A 9,289-nucleotide genomic window follows, 5' to 3' on the forward strand; every position below is an offset into this window, starting at 1 on the left:
CCTCCCGCACGCCGCCCGCGTAGCCCCGGAGGCCGAGTCCACGGCGACAGCCTCCGACCGCGTCGCGGACGGTCTCGACGCCGCCACCCTCACCGTCAATCTGGCGTCCCAAGACTCCGCCGAGCAGCTCAACACCCTCATCCGTCTGGTACAGCGTCTGGCCGCCGAAATCCTCGGGCACCAGAATCCGGGCACCGTTCCGGCGATCGTCACGTTCAGAGACCTCGGTTTCGACTCACTGATGGCCGTCGAACTGCGCAACCGCGTCGGTCGCGCGACCGGCCTGCGACCGGCCAGCACTCTGGTCTTCGACCACCCGAGCCCTGAAGCGTTGGCCCAGCACCTGCAGGCACTCCTGGCGCCCGAGCCCGAGCCCGAAGCCGGTCCGGAACCCACCCTGCTCGCCGCGCTCCACCGCCTCGAGACCGGCGTGGACGACACCGTCATGGACGACGCGACGTACGACGAGATCCACGGTCGGCTCAAGGACCTCATCCGGCGGTGGAGCATCGGCCGGCCGGTCGCCGCCGCCACGTCCGCCGACCCGATCGACACCGGCACCGACGAGGAGCTCTTCCAGTTCCTCGACGGTGAGCTGGGCGGCGCCTAGCCGAACGGTGCTTCCCGGACCATCCCACTCGTCGGTCGATTGGAGGAACGACAGAACATGGCGGACGCCGAAGAACTCCGTGCGTACCTCAAGCGCACCGCGCAAGATCTACGCCGGACGAAAGAGCGCCTGAGCCAGGCCGAGGGCCGCGCCACCGAGCCGTTGGCGATCATCGGCATCGCCTGCCGGCTGCCCGGCGGAGTCGCCGGTCCGGACCAGCTGTGGACGCTGCTGGCCGCCGGCGGCGACGCGATCGGAGACTTCCCCGACAACCGCGGCTGGGATCTGGCGCACCTGTTCGACTCCGATCCCGACCATCCGGGGACCAGCTACACGCGGCAGGGCGGATTCCTTTACGACGCCGGCGATTTCGACCAGGGCTTCTTCGGGATGTCGCCGCGCGAGGCCACCGCCACCGATCCGCAACAACGGCTGTTGTTGGAACTGGCTTGGCAGGCCCTGGAAGACGCCAACATCGACCCCACCACACTGCGGGGATCGCCGACCGGCGTCTACACCGGCGTCATGTACGACGACTACGGATACAAGCTGCCGACCACAGACGTGTTCGAGGGCTACCTGGCGAACGGCAGCGCGAGCAGCGTGGCGTCCGGCCGGGTCGCCTACATGCTGGGCCTGACCGGCCCCGCCGTCACGATCGACACCGCGTGCTCGTCGTCCCTGGTCGCGGTACACCTCGCGGGGCAAGCGCTGCGGAACCGGGAATGCGATCTGGCGTTGGTCGGCGGCGTCACCGTCATGGCCACGCCGACGGTGTTCGTGGAGTTCTCGCGGCAGCGGGGACTGGCGGCAGACGGGCGATGCAAAGCGTTCGCCGAGGCCGCCGACGGAACCGGCTGGGCCGAGGGCGCGGCACTGCTGGTGGTGGAGCGCCTGTCGGACGCGGTCGCGAACGGTCGGCGGATCCACGCCGTGGTACGCGGTTCGGCGGTCAACCAGGACGGCGCCAGCAACGGGCTGACCGCGCCGAACGGCCCCGCCCAGCAACGCGTCATCGCCGCGGCCCTGGCCAACGCCGGGCTGGGGGCGGCGGACATCGACGTCGTCGAAGCCCACGGAACCGGCACGACACTCGGGGATCCCATCGAAGCCGGAGCCCTGAACGCCGCCTATCGCGACCGGCCGCACGGCAGACCTCTGTATCTGGGCTCGCTGAAGTCCAACATCGGACACACCCAGGCCGCCGCCGGCGCCGCCGGAATCATCAAGCTGATACAGGCCATGCGGCACGGCGTCCTCCCGCAGACCCTGCACGTCGACGCACCCAGCCACCACATCGACTGGGAAGCCGGGCCGCTGGAACTGCTGACCGCGCCGGCCCGCTGGCCCGACACCGGACAGCCGCGCCGCGCCGGCATCTCGGCCTTCGGCGTCTCCGGCACCAACGCCCACCTGATCCTCGAACAACCGCCCGCCGCCGGACCCCGAGGACGTCCCCCGCTCCCGCAGCCCGCCGGGCCCCAGATCCGTAATCAGTCCTCGATGATTGGCCGGTCCACGATGCCCGACTCCGAGCAACTCCTGGAATACCTCAAGCGCGTCACCGGCGACCTGTACCGGGCGCACGAGCGCCTGGAGCAGTACGAGCAGCAGGCCAGCGAGCCGCTGGCGATCGTCGGCATGGCCTGCCGGCTGCCCGGCGGCGTGACCGGGCCCGAGCAGCTGTGGACGCTGCTGGCCGGCGGCGGCGACGCGATCGGCGAGTTCCCCGACAACCGCGGCTGGGACCTGGCGCACCTGTTCGACCCGGATCCGGACCACCAGGGGACGAGCTACACGCGGCAGGGCGGGTTCCTGCACGAGGCCGGCGAGTTCGACCCCGGCTTCTTCGGGATGTCGCCGCGCGAGGCCACGGCGACGGATCCGCAGCAGCGCCTGCTGCTGGAGCTCGCGTGGGAGACGCTGGAGGACGCCCACATCGACCCCACGACGCTGCGCGGGTCGCAAACGGCGATCTACGCGGGACTGATCGTCCAGGACTACGCGGTCCAGGGTGGTCAGAGCTCGAACGAGTTCGAGGGCTACCGGATCACCGGTGACAACGCGAGCGTCGCCACCGGCCGGGTCGCGTACTCGCTGGGGTTGTCCGGCCCGGCCGTGACGGTGGACACGGCGTGTTCGTCGTCGCTGGTGGCGGTACATCTGGCGGGACAGGCGCTGCGGAACCGGGAGTGCGATCTGGCCCTCGTCGGCGGCGTGACGGTGATGGCCGCGCCGACGTTGTTCGTGGAGTTCTCGCGCCAGCGCGGGCTGTCCGTCGACGGACGGTGCAAGGCGTTCGCCGAAGCGGCCGACGGCACCGGCTGGGCCGAGGGTGCGGCGCTGCTGCTGCTGGAACGGCTGTCGGACGCGCGAGCCAACGGGCACCGAATCCATGCCCTGATACGAGGATCGGCGATCAACCAGGACGGTGCCAGCAACGGCCTCACCGCACCCAACGGCCCCGCGCAGCAGCGCGTCATCGCCACCGCGCTCGCCAACGCGGGCCTGGCCCCGGCCGACATCGACGTCATCGAGGCGCACGGCACCGGCACGACCCTCGGCGACCCGATCGAGGCCGGGGCGCTGAACGCCGCCTACCGCGAACGGCCGCATGACAGGCCCCTGTATCTGGGGTCGCTGAAGTCCAACATCGGGCATACGCAGGCAGCAGCCGGGGCAGCCGGGATCATCAAGATGGTCCAGGCCATGCAGCACGGCACGATCCCGCAGACCCTGCACGTGGACGCACCCAGCCACCACATCGACTGGGAAGCCGGGCCCCTGGAGCTGCTGACCTCGTCCGCCGACTGGCCCGACACCGGTGCGCCGCGTCGAGCGGGTATCTCAGCCTTCGGTGTCTCCGGCACCAACGCGCACGTCATCGTCGAGGAAGCGCCGCTGTCGCCGGTGGCCGACGCCGCCGAGGCCGGGGACGGCGGCACTCTGCCGACGGTGCTGCCGGTCAGTGCCCGGGGCGGCTCCGCGCTGCGGGAGGCCGGCGCCCGTCTGGCCCAGCTGCTCGACCAACCGCGGCCACCCGCGCTGAGCGACATCGCCCACACCCTCACCCACGGCCGCGCCCAACTCCCCGACCGGGCCATCGTCCTGGCCACCGGCCACGAACAAGCCCGGCACGCGCTGCTGGCGCTGGCCGACGGGACCGAACACCCGGACCTGATCGTCGGCAACGCCGCGAACGCGGCGACGGTGTGCTATCTGTTCTCCGGCCAGGGATCGCAACGCCCTGGCATGGCCGCCGGCCTGTACCACGTCTTCCCGGCCTTCAAGCAGGCGTTCGACGAAGCCTGCGAGGCCTGCGACCAGTACCTCGAACACCCGCTGGCGCCGGTCGTCCTGTCCGCGCAGGGCAGTCCCGAAGCCGAGTTGCTGGCGACCACCGCTTACACACAGCCGGCACTGTTCGCGGTCCACACCGCGCTGTTCCGGCTCCTGCACACACTCACCCCGGCACCGGCCCTGGTCGCCGGACACTCCATCGGCGAGCTCAGCGCCGCCCACGCCGCAGGCATCCTCACCCTCACCGACGCCGCGAAGCTCATCTGCGCGCGGGCACGACTCATGCACACCATGCCCGCCGGCACGATGCTCACCGCGCACGCCGGCCCCGAGCGCATCGAAGAACTGCTGCTCGACCACCCCGACGTCGACATCGCCGCCCACAACACCCCGGCGGCCACCACTTTGGCCGGACCGCCGGAAGCCATGACCGCGCTGGCCGGGGCCCTCCAGCAGTCGGGCATCAGGACCCGGACACTGCACACCGCGCACGCCTACCACTCGCGGGCCACCGAAGCGATCCTGGCCGAGTTCCGCACCGTCGCGGAAAGCGTCAGCTGGCGGGCGCCGGCCATCCCGCTCGTCACCGCGACCCCGGAACCGGCCACGGCCGAACAGCTCGCAGACCCCGAGTTCTGGACGCAGCAGATCCGCCGCCCCGTCCACTTCCACCAGGCGATCGCGCACACGCAGAGCGTCGGCGCCACCGGCTATCTCGAGCTCGGACCCGACACCACCCTCACCACGCTGGTCAAGGCCACGCTCGGCGCGGCCCCCGACGTCTGGGCCGCGTCCACTCTGCACCCCGAAGGGCCCGACACCCGCACCCTCTACACCGCGATAGCCCACCTCCACACCCACGGCACCCCGATCACCTGCCCTCCGGCCGAGCCGGCCCAGCACACCGACCTGCCCACCTATCCGTTCCAACACCAGTACCACTGGCTCCCGGCCGCCAAGAAGGCCGGCGCCAGGCCTGAAGACCTCGGCCTGACGCCGGTGACCCACCCGCTGCTCACGGTTCGCGCCGACGCCCCCGACGGCACCGTGCACTACACCGGCCGGATCGAGCCGGACCAGCCCGACTGGATCCCGGACCACGCGATCGGCGACACTCCCGTGCTGCCCGGCGCGGCCGTCCTGGACCTGGCACTGACCTGCGTCGCAGAACACGGGCACACGTTCGTCGACGAGCTCACCCTGCACGCGCCGATCACCGTCGCCCAGACCACGCAGCTGCACATCACCCTCACGCCACCGGACCCGGACGGACGACGCACTCTCACCGTCCACGGCCGGCAGCTCGCGGATCAGCCCTGGAGCCTGCACGCCACAGCCGTGACCGGGGCGAAGGGTGAGCGAGCCGATCCGGCGGTTCCAGAGACCGCGGACTCGGCCAGCGGTTGGCAGCAGGTCGATCTCGACCAGCTCTACCCGGCGCTCACCGCGCGCGGCTACCACTACGGACCGGCCTTCCAAGCCGTCGCCGAGGCGCACACCGACCCCGCGAGCGGACGAACCCGCACGCTGAGCCGGCTCGCCGACGGCCAGAGCCATCAGGGCTACACCGTCCACCCGACACTCCTGGACGCCGCGTTCCACCCCCAAGCCGCACCCGGAGCCACGGACACCGGCCAGATCCTGCTGCCCTACAGTTACAGCGGCATCAGCCTGCACGGCCGCCCGGGCGCAGAACTGCACACCGTCATGAATCCCGGCCCGGATGACAACACCCTGACTCTGAGCGCCACCGGTGCGGGCGACGCGCCCGCACTGACGATCCAGGCCATCCATCTGCGGCCCACCGCCCTGCAGAACCTGACCGGCGCACCACCGATGCTCCATCTCGTCTGGACGCCGGCCGACCAGGTCGACCTGGCCGGCGTGGCCGACAGCGGCGGTTCCGACAGCCACGACCGGGTGACCGTCGCGACGGCGGCGGATATAGGTGCTCTGGCTCAGGCGATGGTTCAAGACGACGCCGCGCCAAAGGTGCTGATACACGTCGTCGGAACCCAGCCGGAGGACGACCCGGACAGCGACACCCGGACTCATGTCGACCGCCTGCACCAGGCCTGCGCCGACCAGCTCGCGCTGCTCACCGGGTTCCTGACGAACGACCGCCTGCGCCAGACGCGGCTGCTCGTCGTCACCCGGCACGCGACGGCCGCGGTCGGCACGCCGAACCCGGTTCACGCCGCTGTCTGGGCCCTGACCGGCGTCGCACAGAACGAGCACCGCGACCGCATCGTGCTGCTCGACACCGACACCGACGGTGACACCGACGGTGACACAGCCGACGAGTCCGCGTTCGGCAAGGCGTTGGCGTCAGGACACGCACAAACGGCCTGGTTCGAGGAGCAGCTGCTCGTCCCCCGGCTCCAATCGACCGAGACCGGCGGTGACGACAGCTCCCCCGCTCTCGATCCGGACGGCACCGTACTGATCACCGGCGGAACCGGCGTCGTGGCCGGGCACATCGCCGCGCATCTGATCGAACAGCACGGCATCAGGCACCTGATCCTGGCGAGCCGTCGGGGGCCGGACCACCCCGAGGCCGGACAGCTCACCGAACGTCTGACCGCCCTCGGTTCCGAGCCCGAGCTCGTCGCCTGCGACACCGCGGACCCCGAACAACTGGCCGCGCTCCTGAAGAACATCGATCAGCGGCACCCGCTGACCGCGGTGATCCACACCGCCGCGGTGCTCCACGACGCGCTCGTCACGGCCCAGAGCCCCGGCCACCTCGACCGGGTGCTGCGGGCGAAGGCCGACACCGCCGCCTGGCTGCACCAGCTCACCGCCGAGACGCCGCTGACACAGTTCGTCGCGACGTCGTCCATCGCCGCGGTCCTCGGCTCGCCCGGCCAGGCCAACTACGCCGCCGCGAACGCCTACCTCGACGCCCTGGCCCACCACCGGCGCGCCCAGGGCAAGCCGGCCACCGCCATCGCCTACGGGCTCTGGCACGACGCCACGTCCCTGACCTCCCACCTCACAGCCACCGATCGCCGGCGCCTGGCCACCACCGGACTCGCCACCCTCGCCACCGACCACGCCCTCCACCTGCTCGACCAAGCTCTGGCGGACGGCCGGGCGCACCTGGTCGCCACCGGCCTGAACAACCGCGCCACCGATCCCCATCCTCTCCTTCCGCGGGCCCGGAACCAGCGCGGCAGTACGGCGCCGGCAGACATCGACGCGTCCGGGGCCCGTGAACTGCTTGCGAAACTGGCCGGCCAGAAGCCCGCCGAGCAGCTGGACACCGTCATGCGTCTGGTGCAGCGGCTGGCGGCGGCGGTCCTGGCGCACGCCGAACCGCAGAGCATCGACACCCGAGCGGGACTGCTCGATCTGGGCTTCGACTCGCTCACCGCGGTCGAACTGCGCAACCGGCTGGAGCGGGCCAGCGGCCTGCGACTGGCCAGCACCCTGATCTTCGACCACCCGACCGTGGAGGCGCTGGCACAGCACCTGCACACGCGGCTCGCGGCCGAGAACGACCCCGGGACGGTGCTCCTCGGCGATCTGGACCGGCTGGCGAACGCGCTGTTCCAGGCCGCCTCGCAGGACGACCGGCTCCGGACCCGCGCGCTCGGCCGGTTGACCAGCCTCGTGCGCCGGCTCGGCGACAGCCCGGACGACGCCTCCGAACACCGAGACGTGGTGACCCACCTCGAGTCGGCCTCCGCCGAGGAGGTCTTCGACCTGCTCGAGCAGGCGCTCGGTGACGACTCCCCCAGCAGCCTCCGATGATTGGCCGGTCCACGATGCCGAACTCCGAACAGCTCCTCGACTACCTCAAGCGCGCGACCGCCGACCTGTACAAGACGCGCGAACGTCTGTCGGCAGCGGAGAAGCGGGCCAACGAGCCGTTGGCGATCATCGGGATGGCGTGCCGGCTGCCCGGCGGCGTGGCCGGCCCGGATCAGCTGTGGTCACTGCTCGACGGCGGGGATGACGCCATCGGCGACTTCCCCGACAACCGCGGCTGGGACCTGGACACGCTCTACGACCCGGACCCCGACCACGGCGGCACCAGCTACACCCGACACGGCGGATTCCTCTACGACGCCGGCGAATTCGACCCGGCGTTCTTCGGCATGTCCCCGCGCGAGGCCACGGCCACCGACCCCCAGCAGCGGCTGCTACTGGAGCTGGCCTGGGAAGCCCTGGAAGACGCCAACATCGACCCCACCACACTGCGCGGAACGCAGACCGGCGTCTACACCGGCGTCATGTACGACGACTACGGGACGTTCAACAGCGGCGCGGAGGGGTTCGAGGGGCAGGTCGGCAACGGCAGCGCGGGAAGCGTGGCCTCCGGCCGGGTCGCCTACACGCTGGGCCTGACCGGGCCCGCGGTGACGATCGACACCGCGTGTTCGTCGTCGCTGGTCGCCGTGCATCTGGCCGGACAGGCGCTTCGGAACCGGGAGTGCGACCTGGCGCTGGTCGGCGGCGTGACGGTGATGGCCGCACCGACGGTGTTCGTGGAGTTCTCGCGCCAGCGCGGGCTCGCGGCCGACGGCCGGTGCAAGGCGTTCGCCGAGGCGGCCGACGGCACCGGCTGGAGCGAGGGCGCGGCGCTGCTGTTGGTCGAACGGTTGTCGGACGCCATCGCGAACGGCCACCACATCCACGCGGTGGTCCGCGGCTCGGCGGTCAACCAGGACGGCGCGAGCAGCAGCCTCACTTCGCCGAACGGTCCCTCGCAGGAGCGGGTGATCGCCGCGGCGCTGGCCAACGCGGGTCTGGCGCCGGCGGACGTGGATGTGATCGAGGCGCATGGCACCGGCACCACCCTCGGTGACCCGATCGAGGCCGGAGCGCTGAACGCCGCCTACGGCGAACGGCCGCACGGCAGGCCCCTGTATCTGGGGTCGCTGAAATCCAACATCGGACACACCCAGGCAGCAGCCGGAGCCGCCGGAATCATCAAGCTGATACAAGCGATGCGGCACGGCACCATCCCGCAGACCCTGCACATCGACGCACCCAGCCACCACATCGACTGGGAAGCCGGACCACTGGAACTGGCGACGACACCGGTGCAGTGGCCGGAAACCGGACAACCACGCCGGGCCGGGATCTCAGCATTCGGAGTATCCGGCACCAACGCACACCTGATCCTGGAACAACCCCCCGCCACCACACCCGCTGCTGAAGAAACACCCACTCAGAAACCTGACACAGCCACCGGGGCAGAGACCGCGGCCGAGCCCGAAGCAGCGACCATTACCGCCGCCGGAGTTGTTGCTGATGCTGCCGATCAGGTCGAGGTCGAGCCGATCCCGGTCATGCTGCCGATCAGCGCCCGCAGCACAGGCGCCCTGCGCGACACCGCCACCCGCCTCCTCACAGTCCTAGACCGACCCC

General features: G+C 71.1%; 3 protein-coding genes. All 3 read left to right on the plus strand.

Annotation, left to right across the window (positions count from 1 at the left end):
- Positions 1-610 (plus strand): phosphopantetheine-binding protein (locus GWK61_RS49755; RefSeq protein ID WP_228564262.1); only part of this gene is annotated, 610 nt, incomplete at its 5' end.
- A 57-nt stretch (positions 611-667) separates the two neighbouring features.
- On the plus strand, positions 668-7,666 hold the full coding sequence (locus GWK61_RS57860; protein ID WP_323748124.1) for an SDR family NAD(P)-dependent oxidoreductase: 6,999 nt from the start codon (positions 668-670) through the stop codon (positions 7,664-7,666).
- A partial coding sequence (locus GWK61_RS49775) for a type I polyketide synthase (RefSeq protein WP_438939827.1) occupies positions 7,666-9,289 on the plus strand: 1,624 nt, incomplete at its 3' end. The genes GWK61_RS57860 and GWK61_RS49775, both read left to right, overlap by 1 nt.

The sequence above is a fragment of the Catenulispora rubra genome (genome assembly GCF_015356825.1).
In the GTDB taxonomy this organism is placed as follows: domain Bacteria; phylum Actinomycetota; class Actinomycetes; order Streptomycetales; family Catenulisporaceae; genus Catenulispora; species Catenulispora rubra.

Excerpts from the sequence above, each read along its gene's own strand:
- GWK61_RS57860 (WP_323748124.1), top strand. The coding sequence starts at position 668 with ATGGCGGACGCCGAAGAACTCCGTGCGTACCTCAAGCGCACCGCGCAA.